This is a genomic window from Pseudoalteromonas sp. K222D (assembly GCF_017653575.1).
In the GTDB taxonomy this organism is placed as follows: domain Bacteria; phylum Pseudomonadota; class Gammaproteobacteria; order Enterobacterales; family Alteromonadaceae; genus Pseudoalteromonas; species Pseudoalteromonas nigrifaciens.
This window is the reverse complement of the sequence record NZ_JAGGDL010000033.1, coordinates 20,580-36,646: the sequence shown is the minus strand read 5'-3', so window position 1 is coordinate 36,646 and position 16,067 is coordinate 20,580. Positions and strand designations below refer to the sequence as shown.

Sequence of the window (16,067 nt, the reverse complement as noted above, 5' to 3'; positions counted from 1 at the left end):
TACGCATCAGTTTCATAAACGCATTATACCTGATACAAGACGAGTTTTTATGGTGCTCAGGTCGAAGCCCCGGGACAATCCCTAAAAAGCTAAAAGAACTACGTGAAAACGGTAAACGGCTACTATTGCCGGAGAAAAGAAAGCGAAAAGCTTATCCGCGAGCGGTGCTCGCAAAGACACAAAAATATCTGGTTAGGTATAAACGAGTGGTGTTAATCATCTAGCTGAAGCTTTTTAGTTACATAATGTAATAAGCCAGTTGATGTATTTTGGCCAAAAAAAGTGCCTTGCGGGCCACGCATCGCTTCTACACGTTGTACATCAGAAATAGGTAAGTTAAGTATTGATTGGCGAGGTAACACTTCACTATCTATAACGACTAAGTTTGAAGACTGTAAGCCAATCGAATTTGTAAAAGTGCCTATACCACGATTTTTTAATGTTGTAGTTCGTATTTCACTACTGTCATCAATACCAAAACCAGGTAAGTAGGTGACTAAATCAAACCCATTATCTATGCCAATTTCTTAAATTAAATCACCGCTAAGTACTTCAATTGAAAAAGGAACTTCTTTTAGTGCTTGGTCGCGTTTTTATGCGCTCACTAAAATAACCTCAAAATTATCTGAATTACTTTTAGCTTGCTTTGCGTCTGTTTCTTCTTGTGCATATACAGTGTGTGTGAAAACAGAAAAGAACAACATGCAAATAATATTGCGGTATGCAGCTTACTGTGTTTAAGCATTTTAACCACTCCGTTTCTTTATAATTACTGTGTGCAGATAATGCAGCGGCAGTATCTGTTATTTAGAATCAGACTAATTAAACAGCGATCCTTGATTGTGTTAAAGCTATAAACAATCAAGAAATCTAAATAAGCAGGAATGATTCATTTTAACAATTTGAACATATGATGTTTGTAAATGCAGCATGTTGATTACTTGTTTTTAAATATTTATTTTAATGTTTGGGTTGTAACCTTGTGTTGCGATTTAAGTAATACAAGGTTATTAAATTAAGTGCTTGAATTTTAATTTGTAACCTGAGTTACACATTAAGAATAAAAATAATTTAATTTCAAAAGTTTATTTTAAACGAGAAAAAAAGTGGTAATCCTCAGCATTTTTAAGCTTTTGAGTAAAGCTCATTCCTAAGTTTTTGAGCTGCTGTGCATTATTATAAGTGCTAATTTTGAGCTTTAACTCACTCACGGCCTGCGCTGTTGAGCCAATGCTATCAAGTGCTAAAAAGTACAAATAAGCGTATTGCACGTTATTACTCTCAAGTGCCATTGCGTGTTTAAACGAGTCAACAGCAGCGGGTTTGTTACCTCTTCTAATAAGCACCATACCGTTTGCATAATGCAGTGGCGCAGAGCTAGGTACTGCGTTTAAACCACTATTCAACGTGCTTTGCATTTTCGCTGTTTGACCAAGTCGATAATAAATGTCGGCTAAATTGACATAACTTGCATCAAAGTAAGGGTCAACGCTAATGCCTTTTTGTAACGACTTTATAGCACCGTTTATGTCTTGTTTATTAAGCGCGAGCATACTTTGATTTATGTTACCTTCACCGCGCCATGTATTTACAGTATTAGCATGTGCAAGTTCTATAATTGATTGATTAAGCCCGTTTAACTGCGCTGTTGTTTGGCTTAGGTTTTGCGCTGCAGCAACACGCACTGACTTTAATTTGTCGGTTAATAGTTGCTTATAGCTTTTTAAGCGCTCTGCTTCGGGGAGTAAAAAGCCCACTTTAGCAATTGCCAAGCGAATCAGCGGAAGCGGCGAATTAACCCAACTTTTTACTGTTACGTCGTTTAGCTCTACACCTGAGTTTCCTAAATAGGCGATAGCGCTGGCGCGGTCTATTTCGTTGAGCGAAAAGTCATTAATTAAGCTCATATGTGCATTTTGCGATATGGCTTTTAAAGAGCGTAACTCAAGCATGCTGTGCTTGCTTGCACTTAACGCAGGGGCTTTACCGTGCCATTTTTCAAGTGTATTGGTGGCCCATTCGTTAGTTTGACCCTCATGGCATTGGATACAGGCATTCGGTGTATCGTATTTTATTGATATGTCAGGGCGCGGAATTTTAAAGCTGTGGTCGCGTCTGTCATCAACGCCCATATATCTGTTAGTTGGCATGTGACAGCTAACACATTGCGCCCCCGTAGATTCTTCTTTATGGCGATGGTGCTCGGGTTTGTTATATTCACTGGCACTGTGGCACTGCAAGCATAGTCCATTCGTTTTAGTTTTAACTTTCATAGTGTGTTTATCGTGGCAGTCAACGCAGTTAACACCGGCTTTGTACATTTTACTTTGTACAAATGAGCCAAAAACATACACTTCTTCTTTAATTTGGCCATCGGCGTGATACAAGTTAGGTTCTAAGAATGAAGGACTAAATTGATCTAAAAACGCTTGTCTGTTATCAAAACCATCAGTAAGCGGGCTTCTAAGCGAATGGCACGCATAACAGCCTTGCATAAAACTGTTATCGCGGGGCTCCCCTTGCCAGGTGGCCACTTTATTTTCGCCAATTATTTTCCACTGCGACATATTTGTAGGGCTTGTTTTAGGCGGTGTAGTAATTTTTTTAGTTTTATGTTCGTCTGTTATATCACTATGACAGGATTTACAGCCCACATTTATATTTGAAAAGTGCGTATCAAAGCTGTCATTTTCAGTATTGTAATTACGCTTTAAGTTATCCGAATGGCAATCGGCGCACATACCGTTCCAGTTTTGCAGAGGTTGAAGCCAATGTAAGCGGTCGTTTGGTTTTACATCATCATTAGCATAATTTGCATACCAACGCTGGCCGCCTTTGTTTTTAACGCGACTATCCCATGCAAAAGGGAATACTTGGTACTTACCTGTTTCAACTTCAATTAAATACTGTTGCAGCGGGTTAAAGCCAAATACATAACTTACGGTGTAAGTTTTTTTAGTGCCTTGCTCAGTTAAATCAATTAAAAAGACATCTTTTTCTTTATAAAACACTGCCTGTTGAGAAAAGTGGGTCGCAGTTACATTATTAAAATCACCAAGTACGGTATCCTCACCAGCTAAAGCCATTGAACTTGCATGATCAGAATTTTCCCAATCGCTGGTTTGTTGTTGATGACAAGACTGGCACCCATCGTTTGCAATAGCTGAAAAACAGCTGCACAAAAAAAGAATAATAAACAGGCTTTTTTTTATATTTATCATTTTAGAATTTACCTTTAATAGCACACAAATGCTTACTCAAAATTAAATAACAGGTTCTAGCTAAATACTCAATAAATGGGTTTTGGCTCTAAGTTGAGAAATTAATTTTAAAATATAAAACATCACATGTTTTCAATATTGCTATGTTTTGCTTAGTGATACCGTGATTTATAAACGCATTATTTACAACTTAACCATTAAATTAACTATCCTTAATAGTCTAATATAACCAATATGTTAGCTATGGTATAATTAATACTTTTTAGCTACGTGCTTAACTATTATATTAAATAGGAAACTGTAATGAATAAGCTACTTGTTCTCCTTTCTGTATGTTTAGGCTTCTGCGTTACTTGCTTAACCGCAAGGGCTTTTGCGTAAAAGGAATGTGTTAATAACCATTGCAGGCTTTTAACTTTCCCTTTTCTCCCTTGTAATGATCCCACGTAGCGCTTCGCTGCTTTCCAGTCAATGTTAGACCAGTATTGCGCTTCGTTTATAGGTGCACATTGTTGATATGAGCAATTCATTTGCTTTCCTACGCTAAAATCTTATTACAAATTTCTTGTGATTAACTACTCTTGAATTAAAAGATTAGTGACGAGTACATTTATAGTATTCATAGAGTATTTTATTTATACCAACCTACATCAAAAGGCTTTTAAGTAGATTGGTATTGTGTGATGTGCAATATAGTTGTTTTTACTTGTTTTTACTTGTTTTTAAACGGCATGATGAGTAACCCCCAAAGCGAGGCGTTTTGCTTTGCACTTGGGTATTCAACCAAACCTATATCTATTTCTGCGTCGACTTTTTTGGCCTCACTTTTATAGCTGCCAAAAAGTTTGTCCCACCAAATAACGCTAAAGCCATAATTTGAGTTTGTTTCACTCACTACTTTACTGTGGTGAATGCGGTGCAGTATTTGCGTCATTAATATAAGGCGCAGTGGCTTTTCAATGGCGTTTGGTAGGCGTATGTTTGCATGGTTAAACAAGGCGAGTCCATTTAACGCGATTTCAAATATAAGTACGGCAATGGCGGGTACGCCAAGTGCAGTAACTGCAATGAGTTTTATAAGTATGCTAAGCACAATTTCGATGGGGTGAAAGCGCAGGCCGGTACTGGTATCTACATGTGCATCGGCGTGGTGTACGCGGTGCAAACGCCATAAAAGTGGCACTTTATGAAACAACCTGTGCTGCCAATAAATGAGTATATCGAGCAGTATAAGGCTTAGCACTATGGCTATTATGCTAGGCATAGCTAGTTGGTTAAATAAGCCAATGCTATGCTCTTGATTGTAAAGTGCTACTGCGGTTAAACCAATAGGTACGGCTAAGCGCGCAATGATAGATGAGGCAAACACTAAGCCAAAATTTGCAAACCAGCGAGTGCTGCTTTTAATGGGCGATTGCCTTGCGGGCTGTCGCCATTCAAGCAGCATCATTATGACTAAAATGCTAAAAAAGCAACCGAGTCGCCACCAAATTTCGTTAGTCATTATTATTTATAACCTCATTGGCTTCTTGATGTTTAAGTGTGTGGTAGCCGCCATGTATACGGGTAAATATGGTAATGGCACAGGCAAAAGCAAATATGCCTGCGAGAAGTGCAAAGTGCTGCGGCCAAATACAAAAGGCTATAAATAGCGCTATTGTTTCTGTGCCTTCGGTTAAACCATTTAAGTAGTAAAAGCTTTTATATTTAAATTGTGGTTTTTCGAGTTTAAACTTTTCAGCGGCTATGGCAAAAGCTAAAAAGCTTGAACCCGTGCCAATAAATGCAGCGAGTAATATTGCGCCTGCAATGGCGTTTTGTTCGGGGTTTGCCAAAATAAAGCCAAGCGGAATGGCCGCGTAAAATAAAAAGTCGAGTGTAATATCTAAAAACCCGCCGGCGCTTGAGCTTAAATTAGCATGGCGTGCTAGTGCGCCGTCAAGCCCATCTAAAATGCGATTGAAAGCAATGGCAGCTAATGCGCCGTACCACATTTCAAAAGCAAGTAATGGCACAGCGAGCAAGCCAATTAAAAAGCCAAATACTGTTAGCTGATCGGGTGTTATGCCGCATTTATGTATTAGCATTACCACAGGCTTTAACAGTGGTTTTATTACAGGGGTGATAAATTTATCTAACATAGGGTGCCTTGTGCGCTTAAAGTACAGTATTTAAGGTGAAAAGTTTACCGTTTGCAGCGTCGTAATCGCTATGATCGTGCGTTACCATAATGGCAGGCAGTTTATGTTGGCGTATTTGGCTAAACACCAGTTCACGTGTATCAACGCGCAGTTGCGTGTCGAGCTTACTAAAAGGCTCATCGAGTAAAATAGCTTTTGGCTCACTTAATAACAGTCGTAATAAGGCAACACGTGCTTGTTGACCGCCCGACAAGCTATCGGGATGGCGATTGGCCATTCCTTTTAAACCGACTTGCTCAAGTGCGTGTGCTATTTTTTCAATGCGTTGTTTTTTGTCCCCTTTGGGCATAGCAAAAGCAATATTACCCGCCACACTTAAGTGCGAAAACAATAAAGCGTCTTGATACAGTACGCCAATATGGCGTAAATGCGTGGGTAAATCATTTATATTTTTACCGTTAAGCCACACCTCTCCAGTGGCTTTAAAGCCACTGGGTAAAGTACCTGTAAGCCAATTTAATAAGCTTGATTTACCACTGCCCGATGGGCCCATAATTGTTAGAATTTCACCGCCATTAACTTGCTCGTTTAAGCTAAGTAGTCGCTCGTTTTGGCGATAAAGCTGACAATTTTTAATCTGTAAAGATGACTGCATTAAAAAACCTTTAACTCAATACTGTTAACTGTGGGAGCTTTACGCTCGTGCGCTTTTAAAAAAGTACTTAGGTAAAACCCATGCCAGTATAAATCCAATAAGCGGGAGTGCCATTTGCATAATAGCGTATACGGCACTGGTGCGCCTACTTGCGCCATTTGCCAGGGTAACGGCTTCGGTTGTTATGGTGGCTATACGCCCGCCACCGGCTAAAAGAGTTGGTAAGTATTGGCCAAAACTGATCGCTAATCCCAATGCGGCTGCAATTAAAATAGGTGCAAATAACTGCGGTAATTTCACCTTAAAAAACACTTTGCTAGGCGCTGCGCCCAAACTTGCTGCAACGCGCGCAAAGCGAGAGTCTAACCGCCTATAACTGCTCGCGAGTGACAAAAATACGTAAGGCAAAACAAACAGTAAATGGGTAAACACCACATTAAAAAACGCGGCTTGGTTATTTACCCATTGTTGTATCCATACTAGGCCAAACAAAAAGGCAATACTGGGTACTAATAGCGGTAAGTAAATAATTAAACTGGTAAAGCGAGAAATAGGTTTGTCGCTTAACTGCTCCGACTCTAAACACAATAAAGTAACCGTAATGGCAAATACCGTTGTTACTAAACCAATAGCTAGGGTATTAAAAAGCGGGTTGCTCATTTGCATTAATGCACTGTTAAAATGCAGTAGTGTAAATTGCTCGGGGAGTGCATCGGGAAAGCGCCAAAAGCCGGCAACCGACCACAAAATAAGGGCAATTAGCGAGAGTAAAATAAAACCGATCACTAAAACGGTGAGCACTACCGTTAGCTTTTGCCAATAAAATCCGCCGTATTCGCGCACCCCGTTAGTGAGTGAATCGCTAAATAATACTTTTATCGCTTTTTCGCCGCCAAGCCAAAGCGCAAGTAACCCACCCGTGAGTGCCAGTTGTAGCAAAGCACCGGCTGAGGCTTTAATACGTAAGTTTAAATCGACATCGTTAAACCAATGCATAATAGCTACCGCTAATGTTGGCGGTGTATTTGGGCCTAAAATAAGTGGCATTTCTACACTGGCGCTGGCATAAGCGAGCACAGCTAAAATAGGTAAACGCAGCAGTGGGTAAAGGCTAGGGAGTATTACTTTAAAAAAGGCGGTCATGGGGCAGTAACCCAGATTAAGCGCAACTTTATGTTGCTGGCGTAATTTTTTGCCAAGTTCAGGCTGCGCCAGTACGCCTAGTGCCATTAATAACAAAAATGGCAGTTCTTTAAGCGTTAACCCTAAAATTATACTAATGCCGAACGAGTCATGCGGAAATAGGCCGTTTGGTGCAAGTTCCCACCCGCTTAACCAAGGCGATAACATTCGCGAAATCATGCCTGAAGGGGCAATTAAAAAACCTACCGCAATAGCCGCTGCAGCGTGTGGGATCACTAAAATAGGGCTCAGTAAACGCTGAATGCGGTTAAGCCAAGGGCTGTTAAAAAAAGCGGCTAAAATCATCAAAGTAATAATAAAAGCAAGTAAGGTACTTATTAAACCTGTGCCAATACTTAGCATAGCCATATTTATTAGGCCGGGTGTTTGCCAAAGCATGGTAAAGCCTTGCAAGCCAAATGTTGTTTGATCAAGTGCAGGGGCATAACCAAAGGCGGGTAGTAACACACTAATTAAGCCGCCAAGTACGGGTAAAATAAGTAAAACGAGTAAAAAGCGTGGGCTTAATTTTACTATTTTACTAAACATATCATGGCTTTTACGGGCGTGAGGCCCATGGCTTGTCGCCACTTTATTGCTAACAACACTCATTGGCTTACCCCATAGCGAGTTTGCCAGCCTTGCATTATGGCATTTACCCAGCTTGGGTGTGGCTCGCTCAATGTGCGCTTAATACTGTTAAAAGGCAGTGCACTTGGGTGCGGTTTAGCTGTTTTAAACAAGGCTTGTTGTTCTGGCGTTAGCCTTGATTGAATAAGTACGCTTTTATCGCCCCATATATGCGCTTTTTGCTTTTGGGCTTGCGCCTCTGGGCTTAATAAAAAGTTAGCGACTAATTGCGCGCTTTGCTGGTGGCTTGCATTGTAAGGAATAGCCACAAAGTGAGTATTACTTAAACTGCCATCAGCCATTGCATAGCTGCGAATGCTTTTTGGTAAATCGTAGCGTTTAACGGCTGCGGGCACTTCGGGTGCTGAAAAGGTAAAGGCAATACTTAGCTCTGTATCGTCTACTAAACGGCGCATTTGCGCGCCACTTTGCATAAAATGAGTGCCACCACGCCAAAGAGTTGGGTGTAGTTTATCTAAAAAGTCCCACAGTGGGTTTAACACTTGTGCTGTGTTATTAGCGGTAGCCGCTTGGTTTAGCTGCGCTTTAATATTTTCGCTGCTTTGCTGATGCAGTACAACTAAGGCGTATTTTAAAAAGCTCATCCCTAAAAAATCAGGCGGCTTTGGGTAGCTAAAGCGCCCCGGGTTTTGTGTGCTCCAGTTTAATAATTCGTTTAATGTAGTAGGGGGTTTATTGTTTGTTTGTTCATTTATTGCAAGGCTGTCGTAATAAAAGGTGAGCGATGCTTGCCCCCACGGTGCTTCCATACCGTTTGTGGGTATGCCAAAGTCAAAATTAACAGCAGGGTTATTAGCGGGATCAGTGTAGGCAAAGTGTGGCAGTTTATTTGCCCACTGTTTTAACAACAATGCGTGCTCGCTCATAGTGGCAAAGTTAGCGCCGTTTATCCATAGCAGATCAACACTGCCTTGGTCATTATTATGTGCTGATTTTTCGGCCAACACACGGCTTACTGCTTCGCTGGTGTCGCTGAGCTTTACATGCACTAAGTTAATATTATATTTAGTTTTAACTTGCTGGGCAGCCCATTGAATATAGGCATTTATTTGCGCGTCGCCGCCCCAGGCATAAAAGTACACGCTTTGGTTATTACCAAGCGTTTCAATACTTTTCCAGCGAGTGACTAAATCTTTACTCATATTTTGAGCGTTATTATTAGCAAAAGTGCTTAAACTTGTTATTAAGCAAACGCAAAACGCGACACAGTAAACACTGTATCGCGTAGCTGTTTGCCAAAACTTACTGGCGTGCATTTAAATCCCAGTTGTAGTCTAAAAATTTTACTTTCATGTCATTATTTTTAAGCGCTTTTTGCTGAGCGGGTACTAGTTTAAGTGCATCGCTATATTGCAGTAAAAACTGCTGTAAGGTATTTGCCCCGTTAAAGCCTTGTTCAAAGTCATCACCGTACCACTTAAATATAGAGGAGATATTTAGCGTATTTTCCTGAGCCATATTACGTGTTGTATCAGATAAAAAACGCACCGTTTGCTGTTGCAATTGGCTCTCTAGTTCAGTAGCTGTGAATGCCTCCCCGCGCAGCGCAGGGCAACCAATACTTGCACAATTTACAGCAAAATGAATGCGTGGGTCGTTATATTTACCGCTGCCACGAATTAAACCATGCTCTATGTCATCAAGGCTGCGAGTTTTACCAAGTAGTGGCACAAACGCTTTGCTCCATGGTGAGCTAAAAAAGCTGCCTAAGTCTTTAATTGATTCAAGATTTGGGTATTCTTTACTTGCAAGGTTAGAGACGATAAGCTCAACAGTCCACGCATTATAAGCATTGATTAAAAAAGCGAGTTGCTTAGGCTTTTCCCACGCGTCAAATTCGCTTTGCGTTACAGCCGTTAACGAATCTAAATACGTTTTTAGCTGTGCATGCTCACGTTTTATGGCTGCGTAATCAACCTCTGTGCTGTGATTATGGTTAATTGCTACAACATGCTTATTTAGCAAGGCATTCCAGCTATCGTGCAGGTTATTAGTCGTGCTTTGCGCTTGGCTTGCAAGCGACGTTGCAAGTAACGCTGCACTTAATAATAAAGGCTTTAATGTTGTGTTAAACATATTAGCCTCGACGCCACGTATGATATTTTTCGAGCATGTTAAGTACTTTTTCAGGCGCATGCGCGCGTTTCCACTCACCTGCAGCGTATTTGTTGCCTTCAGCCCAAGTAGGATAACTGTGTATAGTACCCAGTATTTTATTAAGGCCTAAACCGTGTTTCATGGCCAGTACAAATTCAGCAATTAAATCACCCGCGTGTTCAGAGACCACAGTTACACCGAGTATTTTGTCTTTGCCTTTAGGGGTAATGACTTTAATAAAGCCTTTTGTGGCGCTGTCGGTAATTGCGCGGTCTAGCTCTTCAAACTCAAAGCGAGTGATTTCAAAATCGATACCTTTATCAATTGCATCTTGCTCGTTTAAACCCACACGTGCCACTTCTGGGTCAATAAAGGTGGTCCATGGAATAACGCGGTAATCTACTTTAAACTTTTTAAGGTTACCAAATAAGCCGTTTACTGCTGCGTACCAACCCTGATGAGCCGCTACGTGCGTAAATTGATAAGGGCCAACAATATCGCCTGCGGCAAAAATATTAGGGTATAGCGTTTCTAGGTATTCGTTAGTGACTATTGTACGGTTTGTTTCTATGCCTAGCGCTTCAAGGCCGTAACCTTTAAGGCGGGCACTGCGGCCAACAGCGCATAGCAGTTCGTCGTATTCAATAGCAATTTCTTCATTATTGCCTTCGTTAAGGCGTTTAACAATAATGAACTTTTTACCATCGCGCGCTTCACAGCGTAATGCCTGATGCGAGGTTAAAATGTTTACGCCGCTTTCGCTCAACGCTTCATGAGCAAAGGTAGACACTTCAACGTCTTCTTTGATCATGATGCGCTCCGCCATTTCAATTTGCGTAACGCTTGAACCTAAACGTGCAAAGCTTTGTGCTAATTCGCTACCAATTGGGCCACCACCAAGTACTACAAGCTTTTTAGGTGCCTCATCTAGCGCTGCAAATTTATCCCATAAAGTATCGCTTGTTACATAACCGGTTTCTTCTATACCGGGCAGTGGCGGTACAAATGGGCGTGCGCCAGTGGCAATAACAATAGTACGCGCAGTTAATGTTTGCGTGCCGCCATCGTTAAGTTTAATTTCTACCCTCCACGGGTCGATTAATTTGCCGTAGCCTTTTACTACGTCTACGCCTAAATTAGTGTAGCGCTCTATGCTGTCGTGCGGTGCTATATCGGCAATTACTTTATGAACACGCGCCATTACTTTTTTAAACGAAAACTGCGGTGTCATGTTTTCTAGGCCGTAGTGTTCACCGTGGCGAATTTGCTCTGCAATTTTAGCGCTTTTAATTATCGCTTTACTTGGAACGCAACCGTAGTTTAAACAGTCGCCACCCATTTCGCCCGCTTCAATAAGGGTTACTTTTGCTTTAACAGCAGCGGCAATATAGCTTGTTACCAAACCACCAGCACCGGCACCAATAACAATCATGTTACGGTCGAAGCTTTTAGGTTTAATATAGTTTTTGTATACACGACGTTTTTTAAACACGTTTAAGATCCCTTTAGCAATAAATGGGAATACGCCCAATAAAGCGAATGATAAAATTAAGTCCAACGATAAAATGCCCGATAAACTCTCTATTTGAGCAAGCTGCGTACCTGCATTAACAAATACAAATGTACCGGCTAGCATACCCACTTGGCTTACCCAGTAAAAAGTCCATGACTTGATGGCTGTTACGCCCATTAACAAGTTGATTAAAAAGAACGGAAACACCGGCACTAAACGCAACGTAAATAAGTAAAAGCCGCCTTCTTTTTCAACGCCTGCATCAATGGCTGCTAAACGCTCAGGAAAGCGCTTTTTAATGGTGTCGCGCAATAAGTAACGTGATACTAAAAAGGCCAATGTAGCACCTATGGTTGATGCAAACGATGCAACCAATAAGCCTTCAACTAAGCCAAATAAAGCACCCGCTGCCAGTGTTAAAATAGCCGCGCCCGGTAAAGACAATGCAGTAACCACCACATACAATAAAAAGAATCCGCCAATTATTAATAGCGGAGATTGCGCTTTATATTGGCTAAACTGATCCATCGACCCTTTTAAGCCCTCAAGCGTAAGTAGTTGGTGCAAATCAAAATGAAAGAACAGGCCGATGGCGACCGCTGCAATCAATAACAAAAGTATTTTTTTAATCATGTTCTCTCTTCTCTAGCATTGCTGTTTAGAAATTATGCGTAAGCGTCAGTTTTGCGTTTATTGGTAATTCAGGAAAAGCCAAGGTTGCACCAAAATAACCGCCTTCAAATACAGGGCGCCAATTTTTTTGATTGGTAACGTTGTTTACATCTAAGCGTAACTTGGTGCTAGGCGTAAAAGCATAGCTAGTATTTACGTTTAATGTGTACTGATCGCGAATATGTACGGTTGCCAAAAAGTCTAATGGGTAACTCTTTGTATATAGACCTGAAAAACCCGTTTGCCATTTCGAATTAATTGAATAATTTCCGTTAAAGCTAAAAGATTGCTCTGGAATGCCTTGAACTTGGCTACTTGAAGGCGCAAATGCGGTAAAACTAGGAGCGCCCACACTGGTGCCTGCAATAATATCAGGACGAGAATTGTCAAATGCATCGGCTACTTGGGCAGAATCTTGACTACTTGCAGAATTATCGTAGCGGGCGTCAATGTAGCTATAGCCTGCGCTTAACCAATACGGGTAGGCATCGTAAAATACTTGGCTTTCAAAACCTGTGGTGCGAATACCGGTATTACTGCCATCGCGGTTACGTAAACTACGGCGTTGGCTAAATATTGCGCCATCGGCGTACCAATCGCTATTGGTTGGTGCATATTTTAAACCAAATTCAACTAGGGTATTTTCGGTGGCAAAATTTTGTGCACTAATGGTATTGTCGCCACCAAGTGTAGTGCCGCCAGCCATGCTATTTGATGTGGCTTCGTTGTAACTTGCTGCGCCATAAGTGGTGTAATCATCGCTGAGTCGGTAATTAAAACTTACTTGCCCTGAATGCAAAGTGTCGTTAATGCTGTCGCTGGCGGCAATTTGCCCTACAGGTGCTATTGGGTCGTTTGCTTCTACGTCATAAAAGTCAACGCGGTAGCCAACACTGGTATGAAACTTATTAGTCCAATCTGAATCTTGCTGAATAGCCACCCCTGTTTGCCATGAGCGTGAGTCTGTGGTGTCTGATAAGTTAAAGTCGCCACTGCCGTCGTTATTAATATCGTACTGACCACCCGGCGATACATATACACCTGGGCGAAGTTCAATAAAGCGTGCTTGTTGCTCTGCACTTAGCGGTATGCGTCTATTTGAAAGTGGGCCAGTTAAATCTATGGGTAAGTCGGCTTCGGTGGTAAATTGGCTGTAACCTAATACGCGGTTATAGCGTACATCAAAGGCAAAAATAGTTTGCTGGTTACTATTCCAAAGGTAGGTAAGCTCGGTACGGTTTTGCGCGGTATCGGCACCCTCTATAATTTCAACAAAGCTGTTTTGTGCAATTTCATCACGTTGTAAATGCTGAAAGTAGGAAATGTTTTTAATTGACGCGTGACTAGAAAGCTCACGTTTATAAATACTGTGTAGTAAGTAAGTAGTGGCTTCGTTTTGATTATCAGGATCGGTCAGTACGGTGCTGCGGTCTATTTTTACTTGCCCGGTTGGCGAAATAACCGAACCCGCTAAAGGTACAGTGCTACCATTTGCTTGCACACCTTGGCCGGTAATATACAGTCCGTCATCTATTAACGCCTGAGTAGGGCGGTTAATACCGGCGTTATCGGTAAATTCAACTTGGTATAATTCAAAATTAAGATCCCAGCTGCTTTTATCATCAGGAAATACACGCAGGGCTGCAAATAAGCTGTCGCTTTTTGTGCCTGAGTAGTCGTAATAACTGCCGTTATCAATATGCTCCGCACTAACTCTAAAACCTACTTTGTCTTTTACTATGGGGGCGCTGTAGTCAACCAGTACTCGATATTGATCCCATCGTCCTGCCGATAAGCTTGCTTTACCTTTACTTTCGTCTGTAGCGGCTTTTTTAGAGTGTAAGTTTACAAACCCGCCATTGCGTTGGCTTGAGCCAAATAATACCGGTGGCGCACCTTTTACTACATCTATCTGTTCTATAGCGTTGAACGATAACGGTACACCAAAGCCATTGTTGCCCGCTTGACGACGTGTACCATCTTGAAAAAGCTCACCTAATTGGCCGCGTATAGTGGGTAAACTTGGCGCGCCAAAACCACTTGCTGAATAGGTATTAGGGCTTACTGCAAGCACATCTTGTAACGTGGTAATGTTAAGCTGCTCTATTAGCTCGCTCGAAATAGGCGTTACCGAACGTGCTATGTCTTTTAGTGCTAAGTTGTCGCCAAATGGGCCATCTATGCTGGCATCTTTAACTGAAAGGCCTTGAGATTTAATAACTTGGCCAGCTACTTCAATGTGCTCTATGGTGTTATTGGTTGTTACTGTTGAGCTTTGGGCAGCTTGCGCCAGCAGTGGGGTATTTAATACGCTTGCTAACGATAGGGCTAAGTATTGGTATTTCAAGGGCTTTCTCTTTCTTGTTAATAGTTGATGATGATAAAGACCGAAAGGTGTAAAAATAACTTTCAGTAAAGTTTCGATTCTTTTTATTTTTTAGGGCATAACAAAACAGCTGCGTTTAAAGCATGCTAATAAAATATTGCCGTTTCATTTGTAAAAAAATAGCAATAGAGTGACGATATTACACAGATTATAAATAATTGCTTTTAAACATATTTTTAAATTGTAGTCTACTTGCCAGCAGTTAACCTATTATATTTATTAGCTTTTATGTATAGCGTTTAAATACTTAAAATAAGCCGTGCCTTAACTGTTAATAAGCTAAGTAGGTAAGGGTAATTAAAAATAATTATGCTTTTTTGAAATAAAAACCAAGTTATACGGTCTTGGTAATTTAATAGTTTATTAATATTTTTATTAAAGGAAGTTTTATGACAAATCCAATCAGTGCTGATCTACAAAACCGTTTGCAGTGGTCTTTACTCTCTCTGCGTGTGGGTGTTTTTATTGTAATGATAATGTGGACGCTGGATAAATTTGTGAATCCGGCACATAGCGCCGGTATTTTTGAAAAGTTTTATGGCATTAGTGGGTCAACAGATATAGTGGCGTATGTGTTAGGTGCGCTGCAATTAGTTTTAGTCTTAGCATTTTTGGCGGGTATTAAAAAGCGACTTACTTACGGAATCATTTTTGTAATGCATGGCTTGTCTACACTTTCATCGTACAACCAGTACATAGATGGCTTTAACAACTTATTATTCTTTACTGCATGGCCAATGTGGGCTGCGTGTTTTGCGTTGTATTTATTGCGCGACCAAGACGTAAAATTTACTATAAAGTAATACATAAAAAATTGGTTATAAGCCGCTTGGCTTATAACCAAATAGTACACAAGGGAGTGTATCAAAGTTAAAGTTATAGCGTATAAAGTAGTTACTGCATGCAGTTAGTGCATTGCATCGTTGTAGTGCTCAGCTAAGCTTTCTTTTTGCCCTTCGGTTAGTGCTTTGCCGGCTAGTTGAAATACTTCGTGCTCTTCCTCATCTAAGTGATGATGCACTAAATGATGGAGTTTTTTAGCAGCAACCAACCACGCTGGTGAACTCCTATCGGTTTCTTCAAGTTGTTCAATTAATTCATCAATATCATGATGTTCTGCCACACTATGGCGAGCTTTTTCATGGGTTAGATCTTCAAACATCAGTGGGTTATAAAAATAACGCTCTTCAAACTTTGCATGTTGTTTTAGCTGTGTTTTTAATTCAAGCATTAACTTTTGACGCTCATCTGTATCACCATGAGTTTGGATAAGCGCATCTACTAACTTACGTTGTATGTCATGATCGGCGCGTAGTGCTTCAAAAATATTCATTTTATTTCCTACTTTACTTATTGTTTAAATAATATGAAGCAAATATAAGGCCATTTTTAATACACTGTAATACAAGGGGTTTTGTTTTTATTACAAAGAGATTATTTGAGAGGTGTGTAAAAATTACTATGCACTGTATAAAGCTAACAACAAAAAGGGCTAATATTGCTACTAGCCCTGTAATAAAATAACTTACTTATTCATAACCGTATTTAG

At 40.7% G+C, this 16,067-nt stretch carries 13 protein-coding genes and 1 pseudogene; 2 read left to right on the top strand and 12 right to left on the bottom strand.

Going from position 1 to position 16,067, the window contains the following annotated elements:
• Nucleotides 1–146 (top strand): annotated as a pseudogene (locus J5X91_RS18125) (IS4 family transposase); the annotation flags it as partial.
• Nucleotides 147–212: 66 nt separating this feature from the next.
• Here J5X91_RS18125 and J5X91_RS14335 read toward each other — a convergent pair.
• The 11 genes from J5X91_RS14335 to J5X91_RS14285 form a co-directional block, all read right to left on the bottom strand.
• Nucleotides 213–518: a TonB-dependent receptor plug domain-containing protein gene (locus tag J5X91_RS14335; RefSeq protein ID WP_348272531.1), complete on the bottom strand. Its 306-nt coding sequence runs from the start codon at nucleotides 516–518 to the stop codon at nucleotides 213–215.
• A 567-nt stretch (nucleotides 519–1,085) separates the two neighbouring features.
• Nucleotides 1,086–3,221, bottom strand: a complete 2,136-nt coding sequence (locus J5X91_RS14330; protein ID WP_208835078.1) for a multiheme c-type cytochrome — start codon at nucleotides 3,219–3,221, stop codon at nucleotides 1,086–1,088.
• A 281-nt stretch (nucleotides 3,222–3,502) separates the two neighbouring features.
• The gene (locus J5X91_RS14325) at nucleotides 3,503–3,751 is read right to left on the bottom strand and encodes a reverse transcriptase N-terminal domain-containing protein (protein ID WP_244363877.1); all 249 of its coding nucleotides are present in this window, start codon (nucleotides 3,749–3,751) and stop codon (nucleotides 3,503–3,505) included.
• 182 nt (nucleotides 3,752–3,933) lie between these two features.
• Nucleotides 3,934–4,725 carry a sterol desaturase family protein gene (locus J5X91_RS14320; protein WP_208835077.1) on the bottom strand — a complete coding sequence of 264 codons (792 nt, stop codon included), beginning with the start codon at nucleotides 4,723–4,725 and terminating at the stop codon, nucleotides 3,934–3,936.
• Complete coding sequence (locus tag J5X91_RS14315) at nucleotides 4,718–5,362, bottom strand: CDP-alcohol phosphatidyltransferase family protein (RefSeq protein WP_208835076.1); 645 nt, start codon at nucleotides 5,360–5,362, stop codon at nucleotides 4,718–4,720. Before J5X91_RS14315 ends, J5X91_RS14320 begins: the two co-directional genes overlap by 8 nt.
• A 16-nt stretch (nucleotides 5,363–5,378) precedes the next feature.
• On the bottom strand, nucleotides 5,379–6,017 hold the full coding sequence (locus J5X91_RS14310; protein WP_208835075.1) for an ATP-binding cassette domain-containing protein: 639 nt from the start codon (nucleotides 6,015–6,017) through the stop codon (nucleotides 5,379–5,381).
• Nucleotides 6,018–6,056: 39 nt separating this feature from the next.
• Nucleotides 6,057–7,811: an ABC transporter permease subunit gene (locus tag J5X91_RS14305; protein ID WP_208835074.1), complete on the bottom strand. Its 1,755-nt coding sequence runs from the start codon at nucleotides 7,809–7,811 to the stop codon at nucleotides 6,057–6,059.
• Complete coding sequence (locus J5X91_RS14300) at nucleotides 7,808–9,106, bottom strand: ABC transporter substrate-binding protein (RefSeq protein ID WP_208835073.1); 1,299 nt, start codon at nucleotides 9,104–9,106, stop codon at nucleotides 7,808–7,810. Before J5X91_RS14300 ends, J5X91_RS14305 begins: the two co-directional genes overlap by 4 nt.
• A complete protein-coding gene (locus J5X91_RS14295; RefSeq protein ID WP_208835072.1) occupies nucleotides 9,093–9,926 on the bottom strand; it encodes a DUF547 domain-containing protein in 834 nt (277 codons plus the stop codon). Before J5X91_RS14295 ends, J5X91_RS14300 begins: the two co-directional genes overlap by 14 nt.
• 1 nt (nucleotide 9,927) lies before the next feature.
• Nucleotides 9,928–12,093, bottom strand: coding sequence for a bifunctional TVP38/TMEM64 family protein/FAD-dependent oxidoreductase (locus J5X91_RS14290; RefSeq protein WP_208835071.1), 2,166 nt, complete (start codon nucleotides 12,091–12,093; stop codon nucleotides 9,928–9,930).
• A 25-nt stretch (nucleotides 12,094–12,118) separates the two neighbouring features.
• Complete coding sequence (locus tag J5X91_RS14285; protein ID WP_208835070.1) at nucleotides 12,119–14,479, bottom strand: TonB-dependent receptor; 2,361 nt, start codon at nucleotides 14,477–14,479, stop codon at nucleotides 12,119–12,121.
• A gap of 428 nt (nucleotides 14,480–14,907) precedes the next feature.
• Between J5X91_RS14285 and J5X91_RS14280 the strand changes: the two genes are divergently transcribed.
• Nucleotides 14,908–15,321 (top strand): hypothetical protein, encoded by a 414-nt coding sequence (locus tag J5X91_RS14280; RefSeq protein ID WP_011329865.1) that lies wholly within the window; start codon nucleotides 14,908–14,910, stop codon nucleotides 15,319–15,321.
• Between the two features lie 104 nt (nucleotides 15,322–15,425).
• On the opposite strand, the gene J5X91_RS14275 is transcribed toward J5X91_RS14280, so the two are convergent.
• Nucleotides 15,426–15,851 (bottom strand): hemerythrin domain-containing protein, encoded by a 426-nt coding sequence (locus tag J5X91_RS14275; protein ID WP_011329866.1) that lies wholly within the window; start codon nucleotides 15,849–15,851, stop codon nucleotides 15,426–15,428.
• Between the last annotated feature and the right edge of the window lie 216 nt (nucleotides 15,852–16,067).